The organism is Paenibacillus sp. FSL W8-0187, assembly GCF_037969755.1.
Lineage (GTDB): Bacteria > Bacillota > Bacilli > Paenibacillales > Paenibacillaceae > Paenibacillus_AQ.
The window spans coordinates 5,703,800-5,729,965 of sequence record NZ_CP150206.1 but is presented as its reverse complement, the minus strand read 5'-3'; the positions used below and the strand labels follow the sequence as shown (position 1 = coordinate 5,729,965).

28 protein-coding genes are annotated in these 26,166 nt (G+C 50.9%); 16 read left to right on the top strand and 12 right to left on the bottom strand.

Annotated elements, in window-relative coordinates:
* Positions 1 to 147 precede the first annotated feature (147 nt).
* The 3 genes from MKY48_RS25885 to MKY48_RS25875 all read left to right on the top strand — a co-directional run bounded on the left by MKY48_RS25885 (position 148) and on the right by MKY48_RS25875 (position 1,317).
* Positions 148 to 369: a spore coat associated protein CotJA gene (locus MKY48_RS25885; RefSeq protein WP_213643601.1), complete on the top strand. Its 222-nt coding sequence runs from the start codon at positions 148 to 150 to the stop codon at positions 367 to 369.
* Positions 370 to 375: 6 nt separating this feature from the next.
* A complete protein-coding gene (locus MKY48_RS25880; RefSeq protein WP_280530285.1) occupies positions 376 to 651 on the top strand; it encodes a spore coat protein CotJB in 276 nt (91 codons plus the stop codon).
* 96 nt (positions 652 to 747) lie between these two features.
* A complete protein-coding gene (locus tag MKY48_RS25875; protein ID WP_339267288.1) occupies positions 748 to 1,317 on the top strand; it encodes a manganese catalase family protein in 570 nt (189 codons plus the stop codon).
* A gap of 94 nt (positions 1,318 to 1,411) precedes the next feature.
* Here the strand turns inward: MKY48_RS25875 and MKY48_RS25870 are convergent, their stop codons facing one another.
* Entirely contained in the window at positions 1,412 to 2,782 is a 1,371-nt protein-coding gene (locus tag MKY48_RS25870) for an ATP-binding protein (RefSeq protein ID WP_339291594.1), read from the bottom strand.
* Positions 2,779 to 3,465: a response regulator transcription factor gene (locus MKY48_RS25865; protein ID WP_339267284.1), complete on the bottom strand. Its 687-nt coding sequence runs from the start codon at positions 3,463 to 3,465 to the stop codon at positions 2,779 to 2,781. Before MKY48_RS25865 ends, MKY48_RS25870 begins: the two co-directional genes overlap by 4 nt.
* A gap of 179 nt (positions 3,466 to 3,644) precedes the next feature.
* On the opposite strand from MKY48_RS25865, the gene MKY48_RS25860 reads away from it, so the two are divergent.
* Positions 3,645 to 4,049 (top strand): DUF6220 domain-containing protein, encoded by a 405-nt coding sequence (locus MKY48_RS25860; RefSeq protein ID WP_339291593.1) that lies wholly within the window; start codon positions 3,645 to 3,647, stop codon positions 4,047 to 4,049.
* 93 nt (positions 4,050 to 4,142) lie between these two features.
* Here the strand turns inward: MKY48_RS25860 and MKY48_RS25855 are convergent, their stop codons facing one another.
* Positions 4,143 to 4,361, bottom strand: coding sequence for a hypothetical protein (locus tag MKY48_RS25855; RefSeq protein ID WP_339291592.1), 219 nt, complete (start codon positions 4,359 to 4,361; stop codon positions 4,143 to 4,145).
* A 254-nt stretch (positions 4,362 to 4,615) separates the two neighbouring features.
* Between MKY48_RS25855 and MKY48_RS25850 the strand changes: the two genes are divergently transcribed.
* Positions 4,616 to 5,302, top strand: coding sequence for an HAD family hydrolase (locus MKY48_RS25850; protein ID WP_339291591.1), 687 nt, complete (start codon positions 4,616 to 4,618; stop codon positions 5,300 to 5,302).
* Positions 5,303 to 5,405: 103 nt separating this feature from the next.
* On the opposite strand, the gene MKY48_RS25845 is transcribed toward MKY48_RS25850, so the two are convergent.
* The 6 genes from MKY48_RS25845 to MKY48_RS25820 are packed head-to-tail and all read right to left on the bottom strand — an operon-like array spanning position 5,406 to position 12,115.
* On the bottom strand, positions 5,406 to 6,521 hold the full coding sequence (locus MKY48_RS25845; protein ID WP_339267278.1) for a YheC/YheD family protein: 1,116 nt from the start codon (positions 6,519 to 6,521) through the stop codon (positions 5,406 to 5,408).
* Entirely contained in the window at positions 6,503 to 7,042 is a 540-nt protein-coding gene (locus tag MKY48_RS25840; RefSeq protein WP_339267276.1) for a GNAT family N-acetyltransferase, read from the bottom strand. Before MKY48_RS25840 ends, MKY48_RS25845 begins: the two co-directional genes overlap by 19 nt.
* Before the next feature lie 53 nt (positions 7,043 to 7,095).
* The gene (locus MKY48_RS25835; protein WP_339267274.1) at positions 7,096 to 8,202 is read right to left on the bottom strand and encodes a YheC/YheD family protein; all 1,107 of its coding nucleotides are present in this window, start codon (positions 8,200 to 8,202) and stop codon (positions 7,096 to 7,098) included.
* Complete coding sequence (locus MKY48_RS25830; protein ID WP_339267272.1) at positions 8,199 to 9,572, bottom strand: YheC/YheD family protein; 1,374 nt, start codon at positions 9,570 to 9,572, stop codon at positions 8,199 to 8,201. Before MKY48_RS25830 ends, MKY48_RS25835 begins: the two co-directional genes overlap by 4 nt.
* On the bottom strand, positions 9,569 to 10,705 hold the full coding sequence (locus tag MKY48_RS25825) for a YheC/YheD family protein (protein ID WP_339267270.1): 1,137 nt from the start codon (positions 10,703 to 10,705) through the stop codon (positions 9,569 to 9,571). Before MKY48_RS25825 ends, MKY48_RS25830 begins: the two co-directional genes overlap by 4 nt.
* Positions 10,706 to 10,720: 15 nt before the next feature.
* Positions 10,721 to 12,115, bottom strand: a complete 1,395-nt coding sequence (locus MKY48_RS25820; RefSeq protein ID WP_339291590.1) for a YheC/YheD family protein — start codon at positions 12,113 to 12,115, stop codon at positions 10,721 to 10,723.
* A gap of 136 nt (positions 12,116 to 12,251) precedes the next feature.
* Here MKY48_RS25820 and MKY48_RS25815 point away from each other — a divergent pair, with 136 nt between their 5' ends.
* The 4 genes from MKY48_RS25815 (at position 12,252) to MKY48_RS25800 (ending at position 15,788) form a co-directional block, all read left to right on the top strand.
* Positions 12,252 to 13,418 (top strand): DUF445 family protein, encoded by a 1,167-nt coding sequence (locus MKY48_RS25815; RefSeq protein ID WP_339291589.1) that lies wholly within the window; start codon positions 12,252 to 12,254, stop codon positions 13,416 to 13,418.
* An 81-nt stretch (positions 13,419 to 13,499) separates the two neighbouring features.
* Complete coding sequence (locus tag MKY48_RS25810; RefSeq protein ID WP_076324343.1) at positions 13,500 to 13,847, top strand: YlbF family regulator; 348 nt, start codon at positions 13,500 to 13,502, stop codon at positions 13,845 to 13,847.
* A gap of 141 nt (positions 13,848 to 13,988) precedes the next feature.
* Positions 13,989 to 14,276 carry a hypothetical protein gene (locus MKY48_RS25805; protein WP_339291588.1) on the top strand — a complete coding sequence of 96 codons (288 nt, stop codon included), beginning with the start codon at positions 13,989 to 13,991 and terminating at the stop codon, positions 14,274 to 14,276.
* A gap of 177 nt (positions 14,277 to 14,453) precedes the next feature.
* Positions 14,454 to 15,788 carry a DRTGG domain-containing protein gene (locus MKY48_RS25800; protein WP_076324341.1) on the top strand — a complete coding sequence of 445 codons (1,335 nt, stop codon included), beginning with the start codon at positions 14,454 to 14,456 and terminating at the stop codon, positions 15,786 to 15,788.
* Between the two features lie 83 nt (positions 15,789 to 15,871).
* Here MKY48_RS25800 and MKY48_RS25795 read toward each other — a convergent pair whose 3' ends face one another.
* The 3 genes from MKY48_RS25795 to MKY48_RS25785 form a co-directional block, all read right to left on the bottom strand.
* Positions 15,872 to 16,183 carry a YtpI family protein gene (locus MKY48_RS25795; protein ID WP_339267264.1) on the bottom strand — a complete coding sequence of 104 codons (312 nt, stop codon included), beginning with the start codon at positions 16,181 to 16,183 and terminating at the stop codon, positions 15,872 to 15,874.
* A 134-nt stretch (positions 16,184 to 16,317) separates the two neighbouring features.
* Positions 16,318 to 16,821: a hypothetical protein gene (locus MKY48_RS25790; protein ID WP_339291587.1), complete on the bottom strand. Its 504-nt coding sequence runs from the start codon at positions 16,819 to 16,821 to the stop codon at positions 16,318 to 16,320.
* A 3-nt stretch (positions 16,822 to 16,824) separates the two neighbouring features.
* The gene (locus MKY48_RS25785) at positions 16,825 to 17,151 is read right to left on the bottom strand and encodes a YtrH family sporulation protein (RefSeq protein ID WP_076324338.1); all 327 of its coding nucleotides are present in this window, start codon (positions 17,149 to 17,151) and stop codon (positions 16,825 to 16,827) included.
* A 178-nt stretch (positions 17,152 to 17,329) separates the two neighbouring features.
* Here MKY48_RS25785 and MKY48_RS25780 point away from each other — a divergent pair, with 178 nt between their 5' ends.
* From MKY48_RS25780 to MKY48_RS25750, 7 genes are all read left to right on the top strand, one after another.
* On the top strand, positions 17,330 to 21,055 hold the full coding sequence (locus MKY48_RS25780; protein WP_339291586.1) for a DNA polymerase III subunit alpha: 3,726 nt from the start codon (positions 17,330 to 17,332) through the stop codon (positions 21,053 to 21,055).
* 145 nt (positions 21,056 to 21,200) lie between these two features.
* Positions 21,201 to 21,695, top strand: coding sequence for a phosphatidylglycerophosphatase A (locus MKY48_RS25775; RefSeq protein WP_076324336.1), 495 nt, complete (start codon positions 21,201 to 21,203; stop codon positions 21,693 to 21,695).
* Between the two features lie 155 nt (positions 21,696 to 21,850).
* On the top strand, positions 21,851 to 22,039 hold the full coding sequence (locus MKY48_RS25770; RefSeq protein ID WP_006212044.1) for a hypothetical protein: 189 nt from the start codon (positions 21,851 to 21,853) through the stop codon (positions 22,037 to 22,039).
* 92 nt (positions 22,040 to 22,131) lie between these two features.
* A complete protein-coding gene (gene accD / locus MKY48_RS25765; protein ID WP_071218063.1) occupies positions 22,132 to 23,025 on the top strand; it encodes an acetyl-CoA carboxylase, carboxyltransferase subunit beta in 894 nt (297 codons plus the stop codon).
* Complete coding sequence (locus MKY48_RS25760; RefSeq protein WP_076324335.1) at positions 23,025 to 24,014, top strand: acetyl-CoA carboxylase carboxyltransferase subunit alpha; 990 nt, start codon at positions 23,025 to 23,027, stop codon at positions 24,012 to 24,014. The genes accD and MKY48_RS25760 overlap by 1 nt, the downstream gene beginning before the upstream one ends.
* A 111-nt stretch (positions 24,015 to 24,125) precedes the next feature.
* Positions 24,126 to 25,553: a pyruvate kinase gene (gene pyk / locus MKY48_RS25755; RefSeq protein ID WP_098748411.1), complete on the top strand. Its 1,428-nt coding sequence runs from the start codon at positions 24,126 to 24,128 to the stop codon at positions 25,551 to 25,553.
* A gap of 103 nt (positions 25,554 to 25,656) precedes the next feature.
* On the top strand, positions 25,657 to 26,166 hold the full coding sequence (locus MKY48_RS25750) for a thioesterase family protein (RefSeq protein WP_339291585.1): 510 nt from the start codon (positions 25,657 to 25,659) through the stop codon (positions 26,164 to 26,166).

The window sequence follows — 26,166 nt, the reverse complement described above, 5'->3', positions numbered from 1 at the left end:
CAACTCAACGAGAACCCTTTTCCCGGAAATATTCCAGGGGAGAGGGTTTTTTTGTCAATTTGCAGTTCATTTTCTGGGCGGAAGACATATGTTAAATACGAAGAGTCCTTGATAACGACGGTTCGTAACGATAAGGAGGAATACCTGTTGAAGGAAAATCCAGAGGTGCGCGTATACCCGGTATTTCATTCGCCATTTGATCCATGCCCTCCCAAGCTCTACAGATCGTATGTGGTACCTGTTAACCAGTATGTGGTGTTTCAACCGGCAGGACTGCCGCAGTTCAGCCCTGCCGAGGCGCTGAGACACGGAACGTTATGGCCATCCTTGTATAGCCCGTATACCTCGCGAAAATTTAAAGGAGAGTGATCGGCGGTGAATGAAGCCACACCCCAGGTTGGAGATCTGAAATATTACGAAATGCTGGAGCAGCTGCAGGCATTGGATTTTGTCCTGGTGGAGCTGAATCTGTATTTGGACACCCATCCGGATGATCTCAAGAGCATCGAGCAGTTCAATAAATTGACGCAGGAAAGGACCGTGCTCGCGAAGCAATTTCAAGAGCTGTATGGGCCGCTGCAAAATTTTGGCCGTGCTTATTCCAGATATCCGTTTGAATGGGCCCAGGGGCCTTGGCCTTGGCAGGTTTAACGGTGACGGTGTTGGCAAGCGGGCTGCTGCTTTTTTTACCACATGCATGCAGCCCTCACGAAGAGGAAACGCGAGAACAAGGAGGCGGACGATCCCATGTGGGTATATGAAAAAAAGCTTCAATATCCGGTACGCGTAAGTAAATGTGATCCAAGAATGGCGAAGTTCTTGACGGAGCAATACGGGGGAGCCGATGGGGAGCTCGCAGCAGCGCTCCGCTACTTGAATCAGCGGTATACCATTCCCGACAAGGTCATTGGATTGTTGAACGATATTGGAACAGAGGAATTTGCACACCTTGAGATGATCGCCACCATGGTGTTTAAATTGACGAAAGATGCAACGGTTTCGGAGATGGAGGCTGCCGGATTGGGTGCGCATTTTGCCAATCATGATCATGCGCTGTATTATGAGAATGCCGCCGGGGTCCCTTGGACAGCAACCTATATTCAGGCAAAAGGTGATCCGATTGCGGATTTGTATGAGGACATTGCGGCTGAAGAGAAAGCACGCGCTACATATCAATGGCTCATCGACATGACGGATGATGTGGATTTGCAGGACAGTCTTAAGTTTTTGCGGGAACGTGAGATTATTCATTCCATCCGCTTCAGGGAAGCTGTAGAGATCATCAAGGAAGATCGGGCAACGAAAAAAATATTCTAAGGGAGAGGATATCGTTTCGATAATAAAACAATGACAGGTCCGGTCGATATCTGTCCGGACCTGTCTGTTTATGTTGGATAGGAGTTTGGGGCTATTATATCACTTGCGACTGCTGATCCGAGTCATGATAGGGCAGCCGGACCGTAAATGTAGTTCCTTGCCCCTGCTGGCTCTCCACCTGAATCGTGCCACCGTGGGATACGATAAATTCCTTGGCAATCGCCAGACCCAGTCCCATACCGCCTTGATGCCGTGCACGTGCTTCATCCGCGCGGTAGAAGCGGTCAAAGAGATAGGGAAGATGCTGGGCGTCAATGCCTGGGCCTGTATCCCGAATATCAATCCGTAGCATGCCGGAAGCGGGCTCCTCTTGTAACGTGATGTGGACAAGCCCGTCTTGGGGTGTATACCGAACCGCGTTGATGAATAGATTCAGAAACACCTGTGTGATGCGGCTTGGATCCACAGGAACGGAAGTGTGTTCCGTAGCGCTCGTTAAACGCAGGGTCAAATTTTTGGCATCGGCATCTGGTTCTATGCGCTCCTGAATCTGACCCAGCAGATCCAGCATGTCTGTAGATTTCCGAACCAGCGGCAGCTGCTTCGCTTCGGCCAGTGATAGTTGATGAAGGTCTCCTACGAGACGGGTTAAGCGAATCAACTCATCCTGGATGGGAAGCAATAGTTCCGGCTGGATCGGTTGCACGCTCTGCTGAAGCAGATCCAGCTTGCCTCTGACGATCGTCAGCGGTGTTCGAAGCTCATGTGCCACATCAGCCACCAGATTGCGACGGACCATCTCGGACTGTTCGAGTCTGGAAGACATTCCGTTAAAAGCAACCGCGACCTTCCCGTATTCATCTTCCGAGGTAACGGGAGCCTGGATACCGTACTCGCCTTGCCCGAGGCGTTCGATGGCCGGTACGAGTTTGCGCAGCGGCGCAGTAAGCCTCCGCGATATCCAGTAGGCGGCTCCGAGGGAGAGCAGGACGAAGAGGATGGTGCCGCCTCCCAACAGAATGATGATGGATGTGGGTGTGCCAATTCGAAGTTTGGACAGGTTTGCTATATCCGTATCATAATAATACACGTCCGCAATCGGTTTGCCTTCAAAATATAACGTCCGTTTAACCCCCAAGTGTTTGATCTGTTTTTCCACCGCGTCCCCCTCATGCAAGAGAACCGTTTGTTCCCTGGATGCCAGCAGGATACTTTCCTGGTGGTCGGCTACTGGTAGACTTTCGCTTAACCATTCCTGATCCTGAATGGCACGGAAGGTGTTCCCATTCTTCACATAGTAGCTGAGCAGCCTGGCCTCAAGCTGATCCAGTTCCTCTTCACGCGAGGTTTGCAGCATAACATCCATGGAGTCGCGGATCACAATGTAAGTAAGAAGGACGAAAACGGTGCTGAATCCGATAATAAACGACGACAACACGATGAATATCTTACGTCCAACACTCATGGCTGCTGTTCAAACCGGTAGCCGAAACCATACACCGTTTTTATGAAAGTGGGCTCGGCAGGGTCATCTTCTACTTTTTTACGGATCCGGCTGATATGGGCGTCCGCGGTCCGTTCATCATTGTGGATATCGTCCTCCATGGCCGCTTGAAGCAGCTGCAGACGGCTGTATACCACGCCCGGTCTGGAAGCGAGGGTAAGAAGGAGCTTGAATTCGGTAGGAGTCAGCTGTATCTCCTGGCCGCGTTTCCATACCCGGCATTGGGTTTCCGAGATCGTTAATTCGCCGCGCTCAAGCAAATCCTCGGAAACCGAACCGCCTTCCATTCTGCGCAGAACAGAACGAATCCGGGCAGCTAGCTCGCGGAGTGAGAAAGGCTTGGTCATATAATCATCCGCCCCTACCTCAAGCCCGATTAGTTTATCTGTCTCCTCAATCCTTGCAGTAACCATAATGATGCCGACACGGCTTGATTTTCTGAGCTCGCGGCATACCTCAATGCCGCTTAATTCAGGCAGCATCCAATCGAGTATGACCAGGGAAGGCTTGAAATCCCTCGCTTTGGCCAAAGCCTCCGTACCTGTCGCAGCGGTAATAATCTGAAATCCTTCTTGCCTGAGGAATGACTCCATAAATTCAATGACTTTGCGCTCATCGTCTACAAGAAGCAAGGTATGTGCCATGCTGAATCCTGCCTTTCTTTTGATTCGTTAGGTTTAACCTTAAATCCCCCCCATTATATACGGTTTCCAGCCGCGAATGGAAAATTTCACGGAATCCGCAAGCCATCATCACAAGATCACAACATTCCGGTGATAGGATGGTATCCGTAACGATCATGAAACAAGAGAGGGGTATCGAGATGAATCAACAAGCTTCATCTGTCAGAAAAACACCGCTCGCCGGTTGGATTTCACTAGGGCTGGCCTGGATTTTTGTTGTTTGTATTGCCATTCAGACGCTATTTGCTGGCATGGCGCTGTTTCACGATGGATCGATGTGGAGAAGCCATACTCTATTTGTTCATTTTTTTGAAATTGTGCCGCTGCTTATGCTGCTTTCGGGTTTTGTAGGCAAGCTGCCCGCCAAATATAAATGGAGCTCGTTGGTCATGTTATTATTGGTCCTCAGCCAGTATTTCACGGCCAATTTCCCTGGTGCGGGTGCATGGCATCCGGTCATTGCCATCGGATTGTTCTGGCTCGCGGTGGACACGGCGCGCTCCCTTCTGCCGTACTATCGACAGGGACAAAAAGGGGTAGATTGAATATGAAAGGCCTTGCGGTGTTGGTTATGGCTTTAATCGGAGGTTATGCGGGTGGGCTCATTCTGAATGAAGTGATTACCTACCTCTACCCTATTACCCTTCAACTGCCAGCGATACCCAAACGAACAGGATATAGAACAGAATGGGGATCATCATTCCCATGGACAGCAGGAGCCATACGAGCGGCGTCCGGATCATCTCTTTAACCACTACGATCGGGCTGCGGACATACCGTTCTTTCTTAAGGCGGCTCACCATCCGCTTGAGAATGACAGCTTGTTCATGGGGATCATAGCGGCTCAGCTCAGCCAATAGCTCGGCTTCCAGCTGCCCAATTGGCGGTGTAGTATCGGACTCCTTTATTCCAGGTATGTAAATCCCCCTCATCGTAGTACGTGTTGCATGTATAACAACTATAAAGCACTCCTGGTTACGCATATTTTATAGGCGGAAGATCAAAAGTAAATGAGGAGATGGGGTTTGCAGATGTGATATGGTTCCTATATGATGAGGAAAGATTAGACTAGAATCAGATTATATGGATTGAAGGGAAGGGAAGGACCAAATTGGAAAATACTGCAACGTTGATCAAGCCGGAAGCGATGATATTTGACATGGATGGAACGCTGTTTCAGACGGAGACCCTGCTGCTGCCCGCCTATCACAAATTGTTCGACATTTTACGTGAAGAGGGGCATTATGAAGGAGAAACCCCGGATGAGGAGCTCATGCTTGGATGTCTGGGCATGCTGCTCGAAGACATTTGGAAGATTGTCATGCCGAATGGAACGCTGGCAGCCCATCGCCGTGCAGACGAGCTGCTGCTGCAGCTGGAACTCGAAGGCTTAAACAATGAAGCAGCCGTATTGTATCCAGAAGTGAAGGAGACGCTGGAGGAGCTTCATCGGCGCGGCGTCCGATTGTTTGTTGCCAGCAACGGCCTGGAGCATTACGTGAAAGGCATAGCCGAAGCGAGAGGGATCATGTCGCTCTTTGAAGGCGTCTACAGTGCCGGAGAGCATGGAACGGCTTCCAAGGTGGATTTGGTAAGACTGCTGCTGGATGAACACGATATCCGGGACGCCTGGATGGTAGGGGACCGGTCATCGGATGTGGAGGCAGGCAAAGAGAACGGACAAACCGTCATTGGCTGCCACTATGCAGGCTTTGGCGGGGAGCAGGAGCTGAAGGGATCAGACGTCGTTATTCATTCTTTTTCACACCTGCTGAAGCTTTATGATCAAGCAGAGTAGATCGATAGGAGTCATAAAGGCTGTTCCCAAGGGTATCAAGCAACCTCTTGGAAACAGCCTTTGTGCATTTCTGATTCTAAAATACGGTTTCTTATGATTTATCTTAAGCATTTTTCGCGGATTTTTTTTGACTGTATACCCACATTGCATATTCTAAAGGTTTCACCATGGATTCACGGTAGGCAGCCATATCGCCGATTTGGGAGAAGACTTCCCTTGATGGCTTAGGATTCACCTCGAGGAGAAGAACTCTTCCGGTTTTGTCCACGGCCAGATCCAGGGCAAGCTCGCACAAGCCTCCATACTGTCCGTCAAGAAATTGGGCTACATCCACGCCGAGGGAATCGGCTTCCTCGCGGATGCTGGCGCGCTTTACCGGATCTGTGATCCATCTACTTAATAATTCTTCCATCATGGTCGCGATTCCGCCGCCATGCAGGTTGGAGGTAACGCTCTTCGGCGCCCCGACGCGTCCCACGCAACCGGTCACCTGCCATTGACCGGATCCATCTTTCTGTACGAGCATGCGGTAGTCATGCACTCTTCCGTCGGTCAGCTCCAGCTGTATCCCCTCTTGAACCAGATATCGATCTTTATTGCCCCAGCCCGACAGATATTGCGCCAAATGGCCTGAAGGCATTCGTTTTGGTCGAATGATGCTCCGGTTGGAATTGCGCCCCCGGATTTCATACGTGCCCGCAACCCCCGGGACCTTCGTAATCCGCAGAATTCCGCGTCCGCCCGTTCCGTTGATCGGTTTAAAATAGACGGTAGGATGAACATTTAGCATCCGGTGGATGTCACCTGTTCTTGTTACGATCCGAGTATCCGGCAGATGGGGCCGGAAGCGTTTCTTGGTGGACAATACTTGATGAATCGTCCATTTGTTGCGTAAAGGTCTGTTCAGAAACAATAAATGCCGATAGCGGGAACGAAATCGCAGCAGCTGTTGAAAGCGGGGGCTCTTTTGAATGCGGCAGCGATCAAAGATCATATTGGGAAACGAGCGCCATCGCCGGCTCCATTTCCGATGATCTGGATCGTATTCCATGGCGTTGATCAGGCCTTGGGTACTGTTGACGTCGGCAGGAGTGAAGACGTAAACGTCGAGCCCCATCGCTTTTCCTTCTCTGATCATATGCTCGTAGATATGCCGCTCCTCCAGCGTTTTTCGTTCATCCAAGTATAACGTCATAATACCTAAGACGGGTTTTGACACAGAAGTTCACCTTCTTGAATAGAGTCAGCACTAGATGTTGAACAACTTTGGAATGGGTGCAGGGGCAGGACTCCGCTCATAACGAGCGTAGGTTTGCTCGTCGGACCTTGCTCAAGAGCAATGGCCTTAAGCCCTGCATGAAAGCACATTTGCAAACTTGCGGAATGATCGGCGGCCACTTTGCATCGCAGCCGTCCAAATTTGGATAATTGTGAGCGGATCAGGGAAGAACCGATATGCCGGTTGCGGTATAGAGGGTGTACAGCAATCATACAGGCACCTTCTCCATAATCCGCCGCAAAGCATATCCCCACAGGTATGCGGCCGATATCGCTTCGAACCGTAGCCGCCATAATTGAGGTGCCGGGCTGCTGCAGCCCTTCATAGGATAGCGAGGCCAGACACTGGTAACCTTCGCGGGTTAGACGTTTGTTGCCGTACCGTCGGAAGAAATCGCTGCACTGCTGTCTGGCATGCGGCCATTCTTCCGGGCTTGAGAGAGAGAGACATGAGATTTCCACATGATCCCCTCCTTTCATATCTTCCTTAACGGTTGCTCTAGAGGATGCAAGGACTACCTTTTATTGATCAGGTATTCGGAATATTGAAAAATCCGCTCCAGTGATTTTTTCCGGATCGCGGGTTCGTCAAATTTCATGGGTCTTGAATTGGCTTCGAAGAACCAAAGGACGCCCTCGTTATCAATTCCGAGGTCCATGGACATTTCGCCATGGATTTGACCAGAGCTCTTCTCAATCTGCCGTGCCATATGCACGGCTGCTTTTTTAACTTCGCTAAGGATGGCGTCGGACCGTTCCTGACCGAATACAATCGGAAGCAGCTTCTCTGGATCCTCAATCGTTCCTCCGCGAGGAACATGCGTGGTTATGCTCTTGGCGCCTGCCATTCTAGCTCCAATTCCTGTAACTGCCCAGACACCGTATTCGTTCTTCTGCACAAGTATACGGAGGTCGAAGGCGCGACCGTGGACCTGGGCCAGCTCGATTCCCTGCTGGATCAGGTATGAGCTTCCTTTAGTCTCTTGATAAACCCGGTTCCAAAGCCGCTCCAAGGAGGCTGCTTTGTATGTGGTGCTGTTTTTGTTGTTCTGTATCTGTATGCGGTAGGGGAGCGGTTTGTTTTTCTGATATCGTACCCTCATGATCCCTTGCCCGGCTTTGCCGTCCTCGGGTTTAAGATACAGGTAAGGCTTCCGCTTTATCATTTCATATAAAGTGGGGTAACCTTTCAAACGCTTTGTCAAAGGAGCCCATTTTTTAGTTAACCGGGATTTGTTCAGCCAAGCAAACAGCCGCCATTTATTGAAAAAGTGTGGATTATAGATATCGATATGGGGATGATCTTGGCATTCCTTGATTTTGCGGCGAACCCAGGGAAGAGCTTCATCCTCTCGGTAGGGGATCCGGTTATATATAACCTGGGGCAGAGGGCATGGCCTCTGCTCCCAGGAATGGTCGTTGTTCAGGATGTAGCCCTTGACAGTACCCGTATCAAGCTTCAGATCACGTACAGTCACTACGTAGACCATAAAGCCCATATCTTTTCCCGTCTTGATGATTTCCTGAAAGTTTTGCCGGTTGCCCCTGAACATCGTATGCGTATCGTGCATGGTCAGGATGGCTACAACCGGTCTTCCATCACTCTCCACTCGGTTGATCACGAATCATTCCCCCTGTGGAAGCCGCTGAGATACATACTGTGTTCAAAAATATGCTCGACCGATGCTTTTCCTTCCCCTTTAAGGGAAGGGTGGTTGAATATCGATCGGCCCGGCTTCGAATTCGCTTCAAACATCCATATTCTCTCGTTGTCATCTATTCCGATATCGAACCCGATTTCTCCTAACAGATGCGGATGATGATTCTCGATGGCTTCCGACATCGCGATGGCAGCGTCCTTGGCACGCTCCAGCACCTCTTTCGCTTTGGAGCCGAAGGCCCGGCTGAGCGCATGCTCCGGCGTCATCAAGGAGCCCCCGTTCTTGATATGCGTCGTGACGCTGCCCCTTCCGGCCTTTTTCGCACCGATACCAACCACGGACCAGCGGTTTTTGCTGTTCTTATGCATGTGGAATCTGAAGTCGATGGGGCAGCTGTCGATTTCAATGAGACGGATTCCTTGCTGGATAACATAGTTTCGCAGCTTGGAGCCGTGTTTGGCTTGAAGCATCCGCATCAGACTATTAAAGTTTGGAAACTTGAGGAGGGTGTTGCCCCCGTTTCCATGATAACGCGCGAAGTATCCTTTTTTTGGAAGATAGGTTAACCGGTAAATTCCAAGGCCTAAACTTCCGGCTGAGGGCTTATAATACACAAAGTTGTGACGCTCCATCATATCCTTAATCCGCTCGGGACTAGGATTATTATACGTTTCCGGCAAATATTTGCCTGCCTGCACATCGCCATCCAGTTGGGAGTACACATCGGATTTATTGAAGAAGGCCCAGTTGAAAAATTTGATGTTACGCTTCAGAAACCGATCTCTCAGTTGATTGGTAAAAGGGGAGAAGTCGGTTTTCCGGCTAGGAAGGCGATTATAGACGACATCAGGGAGCGGAACAGTTTTGCGGACAAAACCGCCGCCGGAACCGAGCATATAGGCATGAACGGTTCCGCGCTGCCAGTTGATATCCCGGGGGGCAAAGGCATATACGAACATTTTTTTGTTGCCCTCACGAAGAAGCTGCCGAATATACGAGGTTCGGGCTCCAAAAGGGCTGGATGGATTATGTGGTCCGTCGGACAGAACCCCAACCACAGGCCCCAGCACGATTTCGCCCTCACCAGGGGAATGGATATAGACAGGGCCCTGTCTGGGGACGTTGATGCCATTTCGGACACCGTTGCTTAAATAGATGTGTTTCCCCGATCGCTCAATCGGTTTCACAGCAGCGGACACCGTATTGGTACCGATGCGAAGCTTAATCGATTTCCTGCTTGATAGCCCCAGGCTCTTTAGAAGCGAACCGGATAAAAAGACGACTTTTTCGGGCTGCTGCGAGAAATGAATATTTCCGAAATTCAAACTCATGTATTTACCCTCCTAAGTTGTCGAAGCAATAAATAACGGGCGTATTGAATCGGATGTTCGACGGACAGCCGGGCTGCGTGACCATCCCCCGTTAGTGTAAATGCGCGGCGGCCCGGTTTGGAGTTGACCTCCAGAATCCAGATCCGTCCCTTTGTATCCACGCCAAAATCGATTCCCAGCTCGCCGAGTCGGCCGAATCCTTCTTCGAGCAAAGATGGAAGCCGAGCGGACAGATTCCGGATGTTCTGAATGATCTTCATGGCCTGTTCTTCTCCGAAATCAGTCGTTAGATAGGGGAGGGCTGGAAATGCCGTACCTCCCCCGTGTAGGTTCGAGGTCAGCCCTTGGCTTACGCCTTGCCGTGCGGCGATTCCTGTGATGGACCATATGCCGCGGTCATTCTTTTGAACCAATGACCGAATATCAAACGGGTCTCCGTTACGGTTGCAAAGCTCCAGGTAGGGTTGAATGATAAATCGGCGTCGGCCGGTAAAACGCCTCACCCATTCGTTCATCTCTTGTGCGGGAATGGTCTGCTGGAACATGCGATTGCTCCGATCCCTTCCTTGCAGTCTGACACGCTGGTGATCTGTCAGAGCGAGGTACAAAGTATGACGGCCTTGGGAGCCTCCGCTAGGTTTCATGAAAAGTCTGCTGCCAAAAGCCAGCAAAGCCCTATTCAGTGTCTCGGCACCCGTATAGTTTAAAGTTGCCGGCAGATAAGGTCGTAAGGCGGAGGAGCGCTTTAATACTTCATGCACTTTCTGCTTGCCGGGCAGACCTCGTGACCACAGCTTTACACCCTGCTGCAGCAGTTGGTCCAGACATTGGCTGGCAGCAGCCGTTTCCTCACCGTTTCGGTGCAGGCATCGGTCATAGATGACGTCAGGAGGAGGAAAGGTGCCGATGGTCCAGCCATCTCCCGGATTGAATTGATATCCTTGTATCCTGTCTATGGTGCTTACTGCACCAGAAGCAGGAGAGGCATCATCCGGACAAAAAACAAATACCTGCATGCCGAGTTCCTTAGCCTTCGAGCTTAGTTCACGGAGAAATTCCTTCTCATTAAAGGGAGGGAAGCCCGGTTTGCGGCATACCATGACACCCAGGGTGCCTATCTTGTTTGAGGCCATAGGGTTCTCCTTTTTTTAGAAACCCGTCAAGTATTGACAGTACTGAACGAGTCGTACGGCTGACGGCCTTACTTTGGAGTCGGCATTCAGCGGTGCGTTTTCGCCTTTGGACGGCTTGGAGTTGACCTCCAGGAGCCAAATGCGTCCTGTCGTATCAATTGCCAAGTCAATGCCCAGCTCTCCGAAATGATAGGGGATGGCAGCTTCCAGACCATGAGCAATATCGAGCGCCGCTTGATTCATTCGAGCGGGGGCCGTTTGCTTGGAGTTTAACGGGATACTGCTCATGGCAAGCGCATCCTTGACGGAAGACAGTGTACCACCTCTGGCGAGATTGGAAACAAAGTGGTTTCCGCCGGCAATGCGGGCCACGACCGAGGTCACTGCCCATTTGCCGTTTTTGTTTTTATGAACAAGCGCGCGAAAATCAACGTTTCGCTTATTGATGCGGATTAAATCCAATCCTTGCTGAATTTGATAACGCGTTTTTTTTATTTTTCCGGATAAGCTGCTGAACAGCTTTGGAAGCGAGGAGTAGGTATTCTTCTTGCTTCCTTCAAGAGAGGTGGTCATCGTTTGATAATGGCCGTTCTCTTGGCGGGATATCCGGATGATACCTTTTCCCAGACTACCCCGGACCGGTTTCAGGAAGACCGTCCGATAAGTAGAACACATTTTTTTGAGCGTCGGATAACCGCTAAGCAAGTAGGATTCCGGCAAGTATTTCTGCAGTTTCGCATCAGGTCCGAGTGCCTCGAAGACATCGGATTTATCGAGAAATTTCTCGTTAAAGATATGGGTGCCGAATTGTGATTTTACTTCTCTCATAAAATGCTGTACGCTAGGACTATTCTCCAGTTTGCGGGTAGACAGCCGGTTATTAATGACGTCCGGAGCTGGAACGCTGAGCTTTCTCCATCCTGCGTCATAAGCAATGGCTTCAAGTGTTGCCGGGTTCGAACCGATCATGTCAGGTGTGAAAAAATATACATATGCGCCTTGTTTCCTGGCTGCGTTGACCATTTCCAAGCAGAAAGCTGAGATCGATCCGAAAGGTTTATCAGGTTCATCCGGTTGATAGCGACTGACCATGATCCCGATAAGCGGACCGAGCTTCAGTGTTCTTTCCGTTGGATAATATTTGACATTCATGACGGTACGAGGAAGAAGTCCCGAATGGCTGAATACGGAAGGGCTTAGGGCCAGCGAGTTCGATTTTCCTCCTGAGGTAACGCTGACTTCCTGCCTGAAGGAGCCAAAGGCAAGCTGTACCTTTGAATCTGTCGGGATACGGAGCTGTCTTATGAGACGGTCACCAAGCTTGATATCGTTATCCGAAAGCTGGGCTGAGCGGATTAATTGAGCCGATATCTTGGATTTGGTGTTGGATTTAATCTTGGATTTGCGCATGATGGATCTCCTTCCGACAACAACTGGATACTTAAGTGAACAGACAAAGACTTCATCTGATCATTGCATGTAATGCATCATATGAGGACATATATCCCTTGGTGATTGTACTGCTCGGGAAAAAGGAGTGCTTAAAATGCAGAACTGGCTGTTTATTTTGGTGAACGTGTGCGTTGCTGCTTTTGTTGGCGGCATAACGAACCATTTTGCGATAAAAATGCTGTTTCATCCTCGTGAAGAAAAAATCATCCTGGGTCGCCGCATACCCTTTACACCAGGGCTCATCCCCAAGCGTAAAGACGAAATAGCCGAGTCGCTCGGACACGTGGTCTCGGATTACCTGGTAACAAGCGAGGGCTTGCAGGAGCTTATTCGTAAGCCGGTGTTTCGGGGTAAGATAGAGGACAGCCTCTATCGAAAGCTGGAGGAATGGAGCCAGTCGGAGCTGAGCTTCCGAGACTTGGCGCTAAAGGTATGGAGTTCGGAACAGTGGGAGCAATTGAAGGTCCGTGCTGAACAATCAGCCCGCCAGCTTACGGCCCGGGGTGCCGCAGCAGTATGGCATGGCTACGGGCTGGAGGCAAAGCCGCTGAAGGAGCTTGTTCCCGGCTGGTCGGAGGAAACGATCCAGGGCTGGAGCGGGGCTGCCGCCGATATGGTGCTGAAGGAGCTGAAGAACACGCTGCTGTCTGCCAAGGGACAGCTTATGCTATCGGAGGTGGCTTCATCGCTCATCGATAAGGCAGGCGGATTTCTCGGGACCATGGCTTCGATCTTTGTGGATGAGGATAAGCTGGTCCAGAAGCTGACGCCCATGCTGATTCAGCAGCTGGAGGGAGAGAAAGTCCGCAAGACCATCACGGATATCATCTCAGGAAAGCTGTCGTATTACGGTGATATGCCGCTTGGGAATCTCATCGAACATGTCGCGGATGAGCCGGGCTTAGCTTGGATCACCCGAACTTTGGATGATAAGCTTCCTTGGTCCAAGTGGATTGAGCGGATCGAGCTTCTTCGTGTTAGCGAAGTGATCGGACCGCGAATGCCGGCTATTGGGGCAGCCTTGCCTGGACTGCTCGATAAGGGACTGGGTTTCCTTGAGCGAAGCATCCCGGCTGCCATGAAGGCTGTTAACTTGCCGCAGCTCGTTCAGGAGCAGGTGGAGAAGTTTCCAATTGAGCGGCTGGAAGAGATCATTCTAAGTGTATCCGGCCGTGAATTCAGGGCTATCACCTGGCTTGGAGTTCTGCTGGGTGGAGTGATCGGATTGTTCCAATCCATGCTGATTGTGCTGTGGAGATGAGATGTTTGATGGAGTAAGGCGAAAGGCGAAAGGCGAATTGAAAAAATGGCATTTTGGCCGAATATATTGGAGGAATTAAAAATGAACATTTATGACAAGGCACATGATTTGGCAAAAGCGATGAGGGAAAGCAAGGAGGTAGAGGAGATCACCTCTGCTATGAAACTCGTGGATGCAGATCCGGAGAGCAGACGCATGCTGGATGATTTCCGTCAGCGCCAGATGGAGCTTCAACAGCGTATGATGTCCGGCGATATGCCGGCTCAGGACGAAATGGAGAAGATGGAGAAGCAGTTTGAGGTGCTTAGCTTGAACCTGAACATTCGTCGTTTGTTTGACGCGGAGCGGCGATTGAGTGTCATCATCGAAGACGTGAACAAGATTATATCGGATAGCCTCCAGCATCTGTACGGACCAGCTCAACCTTAAATCAATCTATTTGTAACCATGATGCGGGCCGTTAATTTCGGATCGAATTTGAACAATTTTTAAAAACTTGTCTCATAAATTGCGCAAGCTCCTCATAGAGTAGAAATATAGATTTCAGAGAGTAGAGGAGCTGCGTTTACAATGAAAAAAAAGAAGAACAAGTTTAAACACACCGCTTATTTATTGGTTGCACTCGGCATGTTGATATACACCCTTCCCAGCATTTCCTTTTCTGGCGGGTTCTCGTGGGTTTCGCTGTTCGGTGCAGTCTGGGCAGGATTTGCCCTGCTCGTGATCGGTTCGCATCTCTATTACCTCATCGGTGTAGATGAAGCGAAACAGAGAGCGCTCGATGAGATCCGCAAGGAGAAATTGCGTCAATGGGAATTGAAATGGCCTGAGGAACAGAAGAGCCAGGAAGCTAATTAAGAGTTGGATCATAGCGAGCGTTGTGATGAACAAAAACCTCCCATAAGGGATACGGTTGGATCGCCCATCCGTTATCCTTTATGGGAGGTTTTTTTGTATCTGACGGGTATGGGAGTGTCATAGGACGTGATATAATAGATACAGTATGGTACAGATAGTGTTCTGGGGGTGTAACAGTTGGACGTTCGAGATGATACGATTACTAAACACGAGCAGTTGGTTCAGCATATTGAAAGTTTGAAGGTTGGAAGCAAAATATCGGTACGACGGTTAGCTAAAGAGATGGGCGTCAGCGAGGGCACCGCTTATCGGGCGGTGAAGGAAGCGGAAAGCCTGGGCATTGTGGTCACGAAGGAGCGGATCGGCACGGTTCGTGTGGAACGGAAGCCGCGGAACATATCCGAGCAGCTTATGTTTGCCGATGTTGTTGAAATAGTGGAAGGGCATGTGCTTGGCGGTGCGGAGGGGCTTAATAAAAGCCTGCATAAATACGTGATTGGCGCTATGAAGGTAGAGGCGATGATCCGATATATCGATGCCGGAAGCCTCATGATTGTCGGTAACCGTGAAGATGCCCATTTCCTGGCACTTGAGCAGGGAGCGGGCGTATTGATTACGGGCGGTTTCGGAACCAGCCGGGAAGTGAAGCAGTTGGCAGACCAACTGCATCTGCCCATTATATCGTCCCGTCATGACACGTTTACCGTCGCCTCCATGATTAACCGCGCCATTTTTGACCGTTTAATCAAGAAGAAAATTATGCTGGTGGAGGATATCGCTCATGATAAGCCGAAGAATCATCAGTTGAAAAACTCCGTCACCGTTGAGGAATTCAAACGGATTTCACAAGCGACCGGGGAAATCCGTTATCCGGTAACCGACGAATGGAACCGGGTCATCGGCATTGTTGGTGTCCGGGATGTGGAAGGGCTCGCCGACACCCAGCCGATCGAGAAAGCGATGACCCGTAACCCGGTGACGGCAAGCATGAAAACTTCGCTTGCATCAGCGGCGCAGATTATGATGTGGGAAGGGATCGATTTTCTGCCGATTGTGGATCGGAACCGCAAGCTGCTTGCAACGGTCACTCGTAAAGAAGTGTTAGGGGCACTGCGGGATGCGCGAAATCAGCCTCAGCTCGGCGAAACGTTTGATCAGCTGATCTGGAATGGGATTGCAGAGGATCGGGATGAGGAAGGGCGTTTGTTCTTTCACGGTTTCATCACGCCCCAAATGGCTTCAGAACTTGGAACGATTTCACAAGGAGTGCTTACGACCGTAATGAGCCAAGCGGCGGTTAAAGCGGCCAAGGATATCAGCGGCTGGGATCATGTGCTGGACCATCTGTCAACGTATTTCATCCGGCCCGTGCAGATCGAGGACCCGATCGTCATTATGCCGAAACTGCTGGAGATCAGCCGCCGTACCTGCAAGATGGAGATTGAGATTCAGCATCAGACGAACCTGATTGCCAAAGCGGTCATGACCATGCAGGCGATCGATCATGGCTGACGTAAATTCCGGACAAAATAAAGGGGCATCCTGCAGGTCTTATAATAGACCTTCCGGGATGCCCTTGTTCCGTTTAATTTAATTTAGCTGGCCGTCCGCGAATCCTTCAGTCTGCTGTAATAGGTGCGGCTTCTTATGCCGGAAAATATATTAAATGCGCCAAGCACCAAGAATACGGCTTCTACAATGACAGCCGGCGTGGAGCCGCTGAACAGAAACATGCAGACTAGCGAAAGGGAAACCAGCATAATGCCCATATAGAGGTTCATCATGGACATATAGATTCCGCGGTCTGCGGGATCCGCTGCTCGTCGTGCGCGAATGCTATACAGCGCGGCAGCGATCACGGACAGAACGAGGATAATGTATAGGATATAGTGGATGACTGTGATCATGGAATGGAAGGCTCCTTTATATTCAGTAACATGCTTACGATATAGCTAAAAGTGCGTGTTCAATAAGTCAGGCTGACTTACTGAACAACCTCTAAAAGCGTGTAGATTCGATCATGTACAATATCGGTATTGTATCATGATACCGTTGACTTTGCATCCACATGATCAAAGCTAACCCAGATTTGAAGTACACCTTCCATCACAAGCATGGTCTTGATTTGGACCTTGTAATCCTTTTCGCGAACCGTATATATTTTGTCGCTAAGGAGTGAGCGCGTCAGCTTGCTGTCGGCGTCGATATCAAACACATTACGGCCCCGAAGGGCTGCCAGATCATCGCCCATAAGCCTGATGAGTTCTTTGATGATCACGGGATCCAGCGGCGCCCTGTCGTTTTGCTCGCTCCGGATCTTGATTTCTTTGATGACCGTGGATTGTTTATTGTATTTTTTTAACGACTCGATGTCTTCTTCATATTGTGCAATTTTGATCTGCTGGCCTTGATTCGTCTCCCATAGTTTATTGTAGGCTGCATGATAGACCGAGTTGTAGACGATGCTGCCGACAACCATCCCCAGCACGAAGATGGATGCGACCTGATAGAAGGGGCGGAAGCGGTGGGTTGGAGGTACGCGCATCGATTAACTCCGGCTGGAGCACACCCATTTGACCAGCTCGCTGCCCATATGTGCTCCAAGAAATGCAAAGCCGAGATATAGAATTTGTTTGATCACAGGGGATAAATTACCGCCAAGCATATTGCTCTCAATGACCCGCATCGGATCGATGGTGCCTCCGATGGCAGCCGCAAGCGCCCAGATCTTAATTCGGTCTGCGACCTCCATCATGGTGTGGGTGGGGGGCTGCAGGGACAGCACGGCGCCCACACCTCCCACCATGGCTCCCCCCAGCACGATGCCGAAGGCTATAAAAAAGTCCAGGATCGCTTTTGATAAAAAAACGCTCATGCCCTCATGTCTCCTCTCTTCTCTTGGTGGATGTCACGGCAACCGCCTGTCCACGTACTCCCTAGTTTCATTCTATGGGCGGGCCTAGCGGGATTATGATAAAATGGTATAAAGACTTTTAAAGATATCTTTGGATTGATTTTAAATATACATGTACCGGCGAAAGGAAGGCGTTACGATGAGCTCTTTCGTGCATTTGCACGTGCATAGTGAATACAGTTTGCTCGATGGAGCGGCACGTATCGGTGACCTGGTGCGGGAAGCGGCGGCGCTTGGAATGAAATCGCTGGCGCTTACGGATCATGGCGTGATGTATGGTGCCATTCCGTTCTATAAAGCTTGTATGGCGCAAGGCATCAAACCGATTATCGGCTGCGAGGCCTATATCACGGTAGGCTCCCGCAAGGAGCGGGGAAGCCGCAAGGATCAGCCGATCTATCATTTGATTCTGCTTGCCAAGAATGAGACCGGCTATCGCAATTTGATGAAGCTGTGCTCGATCGGGCATCTGGAGGGGCACCATTACAGACCCCGAATCGATATGGAGGCGCTCGCCGCCCATCATGAAGGCATCATATGTCTCAGCGCTTGCTTGGGCGGCGAGGTTCCCCAGCATCTGCTTCATGGACGTGAGGCGGAAGCAAAAGCCGCTTCGCTTCGTTACCAGGCGATTTTTGGAGAAGACTACTACTTGGAGCTGCAGGATCACGGAATTCCGGAGCAGAAGCGCGTGAATCCCCAGCTGATTCAGCTGAGCCGCGAGACGGGTATTCCGCTGGTCGCTACCAATGATGTGCATTATCTGGCTGAGAGCGATGCCGAAGTTCAGGACGTCCTAATTTGTATCGGCACGGGCAAAACGGTGGAAGATGAAGACAGGCTGCAAATCCAGACGAACCAGCTCTATTTGAAGAGCGGCAGCGAAATGGAGCGTCTGTACCCCCATGTGCCTGAAGCTATATTGAATACGGCTAAGATTGCGGACCAATGTAACCTGGAGCTGGAGTTCGGCAAGTCCATTTTGCCGGAATACAGCTCTCTTCCTGAAGGGAAAAATGCAGCAGAATACTTGCGGGATCTCTGTTTGAACGGGCTGAAAGGACGTTATGAGAATACGGAGCGGTGGCAGGATGAAGCGCTGCGCAGCGAGCTGGAGCAGCGACTGAACTATGAGCTCGGTGTCATTGAGAGCATGGGCTTCAGCGATTATTTCCTGATCGTATGGGATTTTATCGCCTATGCCCACAGGCAAGGCATCGCGGTTGGACCGGGCAGGGGTTCATCGGCGGGGAGCTTGGTAGCTTACACGCTTCACATTACAAATGTTGATCCGATGAAATATAAATTGTTGTTTGAACGCTTCCTGAACCCGGAACGGATTACGATGCCGGATATTGATATCGACTTCAGTGACGAGCGCCGGGAAGAGGTCATTGATTATGTGGTGGATAAATACGGGAAAGAACATGTCGCTCAGATCATCACGTTCGGTACGATGGCGGCAAGGGCGGCCGTCCGTGATGTCGGACGTGCGCTGAATGTGCCGTTCGGGGATGTGGACAAGGCGGCCAAGCTGATCCCTAACCACCTGGGCATCAGCATCGCAGGAGCGATGGAGCAAAGCCCACAGCTAAAGGAGCAGTACGAGACGAAGCCGAAGGTGCGCGAGCTGATCGATATGGCGATGAAGGTCGAGGGCATGCCTCGTCATGCTTCGACGCATGCGGCGGGCATTGTCATTTCCCGCGATCCGCTGACGGATGCGGTGCCGCTGCAGGAAGGCAGCGAGAAGACGGCGCTGACACAGTATTCCATGGAGAATCTGGAGAGCGTGGGGCTGCTCAAGATGGACTTTTTGGGTCTGCGGACGTTGTCCATCATTGAGCGTACGCTGCGATGGATTCAAGAATTGACCGGCAGAACACTCGATTTCGAACAAGTGCAAGATGACGATCATCTGACGTATGAGATGCTGGGGCGCGGCGATACCACGGGCGTATTTCAGCTCGAATCCGCGGGCATTCGGCGGGTGTTGAAGGATCTGAAACCTTCGGCATTTGAGGATATCGTATCTGTCAATGCCTTGTACCGCCCGGGTCCCATGGAGTTTATTCCGAAGTTCATTCAAGCCAAGCACGGCCGGATTGAGCCGGAGTATCCCCATTCGGACCTGATCCCGATATTAGGCGATACTTACGGCATTATCGTCTATCAGGAGCAGATCATGCAGATCGCTTCGACGATGGCCGGCTTCTCGCTCGGGGAAGCCGATTTGCTGCGAAGAGCGGTTTCGAAGAAGAAGCGCGAAGTGCTGGACCGGGAGCGGAGCCATTTCGTGTCGGGCAGTCTCAAGCTCGGCTATAGCGAGGATGAGGCCAACCGTGTGTACGATATGATCGTCCGGTTCGCGAATTACGGATTTCCCCGTGCGCATGCTGCCGCTTATGGCGTGCTGGCCTTCCAGACGGCTTATCTTAAGGCGCACTATCCGGTTCCGTTCATGGCTTCCATGCTGACTGCGGTTATGGGCAGTCACCGGAAGGTAGCCGAATACGTGCTGGAGGCACGGCGGCTCGACATCGAGGTCATGCCGCCGGATGTCAACGAAAGCGGAACGTATTTCACGCCGGTCATGAGCGGTCCTGCTGCCGAGGGCGGCGATGATGAAGGCTGTCCTGCCGGAGGCGGAATCCGATTCGGGCTTGCCGCGATTAAGAATGTTGGCACGCAAGCGGTGGAGAATATCGTCGAGATCAGGCGTGAAAAGCCGTTTGAAAGCCTGCTTGATTTTTGCCGCCGGGTGGACCTCCGCGTATGCAACAAGCGCGTGATCGAGTCGCTTGTCCAGGCGGGGGCTTTCGATTCCTTGCAGGGTCACCGCTCCCAACTGGTTGCTATGCTGGACGAAACGGTCGAAGCGGCCGTGAAGTGGAGAAAGGAGCGGGATGATCTCCAGATTCAGCTCTTCGACTTCGTGGAAACGACGAATTGGGACATTGAATATCCGGACATCCCCCCGTATACCGCAAGTCAGCAGCTCGAATTCGAACGTGAGCTGCTGGGCATGTATTTGTCCGGTCATCCACTAGACGGATTCGAAGATACGCTGACGGAATCCGGAGCTGATCGGTTAATGGATCTGCATGAAGCGGAAGATGAATCGATGGCTACGGTTGCCGGGATGGTGGTTACACTAAAGACCATTACGACGAAACAGGGGAAGGCGATGGCCTTCATGGAGTGCGAGGACCAAATCGAGCGCTGCGAGGTCGTTCTCTTTCCCGAAGTGTGGAAGCGAAGCGCGCATCTGATTGAAAAAGGCGCACTGCTCGCGATCCGGGCAAAGGTCCAACTGCAGGACGAAGGCTTCAAGCTGCTGGCCGAAGAAATCGCTCCGCTTGAGGCGCAAACCTTGAGCCAACTGGTTCACCGGAGCAAGGTTCGGGGAACAGCAGGCGGAAGAGGAAGATCCGGCGGAGAGAATAACGGTCGGGGCGTAAAATCGGGCGCAGTCGGCATGCCGCCGGTTTCGGCCGGTAATCCCTCGGCCGTCCCGCCTCCGGAGCCGCTTGCCGCCCGGAGTGGCGATGATTCGACCTCAATCCGAAATGAAGCATCGGGCAGCAGCTTATCGTCCGAGAAGGAATCTCGTACCGGAGTATCGAATCATAAGGCTGAGCAGCGCGTGTTTGTGAAAATAACGGCCGATGCGGAGCAATCGGAGCTGCTGGTGAAGCTGAAAGAGCTCCTGCAGCAGCATCCGGGGCATGTGCCAACGGTGCTGTTTTATGAGCGAAGCCAGAAGGTGCTTGCGCTTAGCGATGCCTATCGGATTAAGCCTTCGACAGAGCTTTTTGCCGAAATGGAGAGCATGCTGGGCAAGGACACCGTTAAAGTGAAGTGACATGAAAATTTAAGAACGTTTCCCATCCCTCCCGCATACAATTAGGACACTACAGGTAATGTTGGCCGAGTATTCGCATGAAGAAGGCTCTTCATGATAGAACCGGATTGAAAGAGCGCGGCCAAAGACGCGGGGGGGATTTGTGATGTCAATGGACTTGGCAGAAAGCATGCTCAGCCGCAGAGGAGTCAGCGTAAGCTCCATCGCGGATATTGTGTTGAAGCTGCAGCAGCGTTATCATCCGAAGTTAACCATCGAGCAGTGTGAAGAAAGCGTCCGGGCCGTTCTCGGCAAGCGCGAAGTTCAGTATACGCTGTATACGGGCATTGCGCTGGATGAGCTGGCGGAGAAGAAACTGCTGCCGGAGCCGCTGCAATCGATTATGGAGCAAGACGAACCGCTCTACGGAGTGGATGAGACCATGGCGCTTGGTGTCACGAGCATATATGGCATGATCGGACTGACCAGTTTCGGTTACCTGGACAAAGAAAAAATTGGTGTAATTGAGATATTAAATGAAAAGTCGGACGGGATACATGTGTTTCTGGATGATCTCGTTGCAGGCATCGCCGCTGCCGCTTCCTCACGCATCGCCCATAACAATCCCGATGCGGCCCATTATACCGCAGGTTCTGACTGATTTGCGCGAGCGGTGTCGAATTGCTGCATAAGGGTAAGATTTGGCTTTCAGCCCCCTGCTCTCTTTGTTGAGGTAAAAACTGAAGTATGTTATCATTATCCATTATATCGGCTCAGGATATGCCTGTGGGACGAGATTAGGGGGATCTGAAAGGCATGTGGACGGTAATCTATATTGCGCCAACTGCAAAGGTGGCGGAAATGATCAAGACCAGGCTAACGGAAGAAGGTTTTTTGGTTCAAAGCCGTCCTGTGAATCTTTCCAAACAGCAGTTTGAGATTTTGGTACCCTCCGGAGAGCTTGAGGAAGTACAGGAAGTGTTGAATTCGATATTGCACCCCTAGTTTCATCTGGGTTACATAGCGAAGCTTAGCGTACGGATCGGCGATGTGCTATTGCGGCGGCCATTCAAATTTACGGCTGGAGAGGTGTAGTTGTGTTTAAAGACTTATTTCAGAAAAAAAGGAAATACGCAACGATCCCATCGGAACGACTTGGGACAGCAGGGCAGCCTCAGGAAGGCGAACGCCCGAAACGGGAAATTCCGGAAGGTCTGATGAATAAGTGTGCTAAGTGCGGCACCATTCAATACAGCAAAGAGCTTGAGAAGAATCTGAAGGTGTGTCAGGAATGCGGACATCATATGCGCCTGAATGCGGTAGAACGGATTGCCATGACGCTGGATGAGACAGGCTTTGAAGAGTTTGACGCAGATATGATCTCGGTGGATCCGCTCAAGTTTCCGGGATATGCGGCCAAGCTGGAGCAGCAGAAGATGAAATCCGGTCTTCATGATGCGGTTATTACCGGTCAAGGCTCGATTCTCGGCCAGCCTGTTGTGGTGGCTGTGATGAGTTTTGATTTCTTCACGGGAAGCATGGGCTCCGTCGTCGGGGAAAAAATCACCCGAGCGATCGAGTTTGCGACGGACAAGCGTTTACCACTCATTATTTTCTCCACTTCCGGCGGTGCCCGGATGCAGGAGAGTATTCTCAGTTTGATGCAGATGGCCAAAACAAGCGCAGCCCTGTCCAGGTTTAACGAACTCGGCGGGCTTTATATTTCAGTGATAACGGATCCGACGACCGGCGGTGTATCCGCCAGCTTTGCGACGCTTGGCGATATCAATATTGCCGAGCCAGGAGCCGTATTCGGTTTTGCGGGCCGTATCGTTATTGAACAGACCATTCGCCAGAAGCTGCCGGATGACTTCCAGACAGCGGAGTTCAACTTGGCTCATGGTCAGCTTGACATGGTTATTCATCGGAAAGATATGCGCTCCATGCTTGGTAAGCTGCTGGAGATGCATACCGTGAAAGGGGGATTCTGATGTCAGGCGAATTGCCTTTTGAAATGCCACTTGCCGAAATGCGCAAGAAGATTGATGAACTGAAACAATTCGGACAGGAAAAAGGGATCGATTTCACGGATGAAATCGCCCGCCTGGAAGAACGATATAGTCGTTTGGAGGAAGAAATTTATTCTTCGATTTCGCCTTCCCAGAAAATGCATCTGGCCCGTCATCAGCAGCGACCGACTTCGCTTGATTTGATCCAGTTGATCTTTACGGATTTTATTGAGCTGCATGGAGATCGTCTCTACGGGGACGATCTTGCCATTGTCGGCGGCTTGGCCAAACTGGACGGTGTTCCCGTCACGGTGGTCGGTCAGCAGCGCGGTAAGGATACGAAGGATAATATCGCGCGTTTCTTCGGAAGTCCGCATCCGGAAGGCTTCCGTAAAGCTCTGCGACTTATGCAGCAGGCGAACAAGTTCAAGCGTCCCATTATCACATTTATTGATACAAAAGGCGCATATCCGGGTAATACAGCAGAAGAAAGAGGTCAGTCCGAGGCGATTGCCCGTAATCTACGGGAAATGTCGTCCCTTGGGGTGCCTATTGTTGTTGTGGTCATCGGCGAAGGTGGGAGCGGCGGTGCTCTTGCAATGGCTGTAGGCAATCGTGTGTTGATGCTTGAGCATGCCATTTATTCCGCCATTTCACCGAACGGCGCCGCATCCATTCTGTGGAAGGATGCATCCAAAGCGGACCAGGCTGCGGAAGCCATGAAGATCACCGCTAAGGACCTGCTTGAAATGGAAGTCATTGAGGAAATTATACCGGAGCCTAAGGGCGGTGCGCACCGCGACTATGAAGAGACGGCCGCAGCCATTCAAAGCGCACTGATCAGCCAGCTGAAAGAGCTATCCGTCATGGATGCCTGCGAGCTGAAGGAAGACCGGTACCGCAAGTTCCGCAAGATTGGCGAATTCGATTTTGCGAAGGCGGAACAGGAAGACGATTCTGTGAAAATCTGATGAGTATGTGACGATATGACAAAGTTCCTATACAAATTAGACTTTTTGTAGTAGATTTAGTTGTTGGAAAAAGAGATATAGAGAACCCTTTAATAAACGGAGGAAACCCAAATGCGCAAAACAAAAATTGTATGTACCATCGGTCCTTCCAGTGAATCGTTGGAAAACACCAAGAAGCTCATTATGGCCGGCATGAACGTGGCTCGTCTGAACTTCTCTCACGGCGACTTCGAGGAGCATGGCAACCGGATCAAGAACATCCGCCAAGCTTGTGAAGAGTTGAACAAAACGGTAGCGATCCTGCTTGACACCAAAGGACCGGAAATCCGTACAGGTAAACTTGAAGTGGAACCGATTGAGCTTGTACAAGATGAATATATCACCCTTACTACCGAGGAAATCCTTGGTGATAAGAATCGTTTGTCCATTACTTATAAAGAGTTGCCGCAAGATGTTCAAGTGGGATCCACGATCTTGATCGATGACGGTTTGATCGGTCTGACCGTGGTGGAGATTCAAGGCTCCGAAATCAGATGCCGCATCGTCAATGGCGGAACCATTAAGAGCAAAAAAGGTGTAAACGTACCGGGAGTCGCGATTTCGCTCCCAGGGATTACGGAAAAAGACGCCAACGATATCGTTTTCGGGATCGAACAGGGCATCGATTTTGTTGCTGCTTCCTTCGTTCGTAAAGCAAGTGACGTGCTTGAAATTCGCGAATTGCTGAAGAAGCATAATGGCGAGCACATCCAAATCATCTCCAAAATCGAGAACCAGCAGGGCGTTGACAACCTGGATGAAATCCTCGAAGTATCCGATGGCTTGATGGTAGCCCGGGGCGACCTCGGTGTTGAGATTCCGGCTGAGGAAGTTCCATTGGTGCAAAAACGCATGATCGAAAAATGTAACTTGGCTGGCAAACCGGTCATTACGGCTACGCAAATGCTGGATTCCATGCAGCGCAACCCACGTCCTACCCGTGCGGAAGCAAGTGACGTTGCCAATGCGATTTTTGACGGTACCGATGCCATCATGCTGTCCGGCGAAACGGCTGCAGGTAAATATCCTGTAGAATCTGTTTTGACCATGTCCCGTATCGCAGAGAAAGCGGAGTCCGCACTGAACTATCGTGAAATGTTCTTGAAACAGCGTATTGCTCAAGATACCAGCGTTACCGAAGCAATCAGCCAATCCGTTGCGATCTCGGCACTCGACCTGAATGCCAAAGCAATCATATCGTCCACGGAATCTGGTCAAACGGCTCGTATGGTATCCAAATACCGTCCAGAGGCTCCTATCGTCGCTGTCACGACTCAAGACAGAACGATGAGACGTTTGGCACTGACTTGGGGTGTAACGCCGGTTAAAGGCGAACAGGCTTCTTCTACGGACGAGATGTTTGATTACGCGCTGCAAGGTGGCGTGAAGTCCGGACTCGTTAAAGAAGGCGATCTTGTTGTGATTACAGCAGGCGTGCCGCTGGGCCGTTCCGGTTCGACCAACCTGCTGAAAGTGGATCAAATTCCACAACAGAAGTAATACAACAGTCAAGAATCCGTTGGATTCTGAATATAGCAGCATATGAGCAATGGACGATGATTTTGTCGACCATTGCTTTTTGCATAGATAAGGGGGGATGTTGATGCCTAAGCCATCCGTGCCGACACTAAGCCGCTGGTTCTGGACGTCATTTCGGGTGCGTTATCAGGAAAGCGATCAAATGGGTGTCGTATACCATGCTAACTATTTAAACTGGTTCGAGATCGGGCGCACCCAAATGATCCGTGAAATGGGATTTACGTATCGTGGAATGGAAGAAGAAGGCGTCCTGCTCCCGGTGGTTGAACTTGATATCAAGTACCGCCAGCCTGCGCGGTATGATGATCTCGTAACGGTATTTACCAGAATGACTGCTTTCTCCCCACTTCGAATACACTATGAATATGAGGTCCGTTTGCTGAGCGAACAGGAGCAGGCAGATTTGGGGACGATGGATTTGTCTCCCGAATCCGGGCTGCCCGGTGCCTTGTTAACGGCAGGTGCGACCCGACATGTATGGCTGAATCGAGAGTGGAAGCCGGCCCGACTGGATAAATGCTCCCCAAAGCTGTATGATGCATTGAGGGACACCCTTTGGGGGAGGAAGGAGTAG

Excerpts from the sequence above, each read along its gene's own strand:
- MKY48_RS25875 (WP_339267288.1), top strand. The coding sequence starts at position 748 with ATGTGGGTATATGAAAAAAAGCTTCAATATCCGGTACGCGTAAGTAAA.
- MKY48_RS25870 (WP_339291594.1), bottom strand. The coding sequence starts at position 2,782 with ATGAGTGTTGGACGTAAGATATTCATCGTGTTGTCGTCGTTTATTATC.
- MKY48_RS25865 (WP_339267284.1), bottom strand. The coding sequence starts at position 3,465 with ATGGCACATACCTTGCTTCTTGTAGACGATGAGCGCAAAGTCATTGAA.
- MKY48_RS25860 (WP_339291593.1), top strand. The coding sequence starts at position 3,645 with ATGAATCAACAAGCTTCATCTGTCAGAAAAACACCGCTCGCCGGTTGG.
- MKY48_RS25830 (WP_339267272.1), bottom strand. The coding sequence starts at position 9,572 with ATGAGTTTGAATTTCGGAAATATTCATTTCTCGCAGCAGCCCGAAAAA.
- MKY48_RS25825 (WP_339267270.1), bottom strand. The coding sequence starts at position 10,705 with ATGGCCTCAAACAAGATAGGCACCCTGGGTGTCATGGTATGCCGCAAA.
- MKY48_RS25820 (WP_339291590.1), bottom strand. The coding sequence starts at position 12,115 with ATGCGCAAATCCAAGATTAAATCCAACACCAAATCCAAGATATCGGCT.
- MKY48_RS25815 (WP_339291589.1), top strand. The coding sequence starts at position 12,252 with ATGCAGAACTGGCTGTTTATTTTGGTGAACGTGTGCGTTGCTGCTTTT.
- MKY48_RS25810 (WP_076324343.1), top strand. The coding sequence starts at position 13,500 with ATGAACATTTATGACAAGGCACATGATTTGGCAAAAGCGATGAGGGAA.
- MKY48_RS25805 (WP_339291588.1), top strand. The coding sequence starts at position 13,989 with ATGAAAAAAAAGAAGAACAAGTTTAAACACACCGCTTATTTATTGGTT.
- MKY48_RS25795 (WP_339267264.1), bottom strand. The coding sequence starts at position 16,183 with ATGATCACAGTCATCCACTATATCCTATACATTATCCTCGTTCTGTCC.
- MKY48_RS25790 (WP_339291587.1), bottom strand. The coding sequence starts at position 16,821 with ATGCGCGTACCTCCAACCCACCGCTTCCGCCCCTTCTATCAGGTCGCA.
- MKY48_RS25785 (WP_076324338.1), bottom strand. The coding sequence starts at position 17,151 with ATGAGCGTTTTTTTATCAAAAGCGATCCTGGACTTTTTTATAGCCTTC.
- MKY48_RS25780 (WP_339291586.1), top strand. The coding sequence starts at position 17,330 with ATGAGCTCTTTCGTGCATTTGCACGTGCATAGTGAATACAGTTTGCTC.
- MKY48_RS25775 (WP_076324336.1), top strand. The coding sequence starts at position 21,201 with ATGTCAATGGACTTGGCAGAAAGCATGCTCAGCCGCAGAGGAGTCAGC.
- MKY48_RS25770 (WP_006212044.1), top strand. The coding sequence starts at position 21,851 with ATGTGGACGGTAATCTATATTGCGCCAACTGCAAAGGTGGCGGAAATG.
- MKY48_RS25760 (WP_076324335.1), top strand. The coding sequence starts at position 23,025 with ATGTCAGGCGAATTGCCTTTTGAAATGCCACTTGCCGAAATGCGCAAG.
- pyk (WP_098748411.1), top strand. The coding sequence starts at position 24,126 with ATGCGCAAAACAAAAATTGTATGTACCATCGGTCCTTCCAGTGAATCG.
- MKY48_RS25750 (WP_339291585.1), top strand. The coding sequence starts at position 25,657 with ATGCCTAAGCCATCCGTGCCGACACTAAGCCGCTGGTTCTGGACGTCA.